This is a genomic window from Streptomyces sp. SID12501 (assembly GCF_010550245.1).
GTDB lineage: Bacteria > Actinomycetota > Actinomycetes > Streptomycetales > Streptomycetaceae > Streptomyces.
Genome location: NZ_JAAGLU010000907.1, coordinates 1 through 406, shown reverse-complemented (window position 1 = coordinate 406; position 406 = coordinate 1). Strand labels below are relative to the sequence as shown.

Below are 406 nucleotides of genomic sequence, written 5' to 3'. Positions count from 1 at the left end.
GACGGCCGGCGGGCAACCGAAGGCGATCGCGACGGGCAGCCGCTCGCCCTTCGCCGCGGCGACGGCGTAGTGGTTGCGGCTGTCCTTGTGGATCTGCCAGTGCATGCCGATGGTGCGCTTGTCGTGGCGCTGGAGGCGGTAGAGGCCGAGGTTGCGCACGCCCGTCTCGGGGTGCTTGGTGTGCGTCAGGCCGAGGTTGAAGAAGTCCCCGCCGTCCTTGGGCCAGGTGAACAGCGCCGGGAGCCGGTCGAGATCGACGTCGTCGCCGGTGAGGACGACCTCCTGAACGGCTGCGGACTCGCCCTTCACCTTCTTCGGCGGGACGTGCACCATCGAGCCGAGCTTGCCGAAGGCCTCGCGGACGCCGATGAAGCCCTGCGGGAGTTCGGGCTCCAGCAGCTCGCCG

1 protein-coding gene is annotated in these 406 nt (G+C 70.0%); it reads right to left on the bottom strand.

Translation table 11 applies throughout. The features are described 5' to 3' along the window. The coding region (locus tag G3I71_RS49080) for a UbiD family decarboxylase domain-containing protein (protein ID WP_203733244.1) at positions 1-406 on the bottom strand (406 nt) is incomplete at both ends.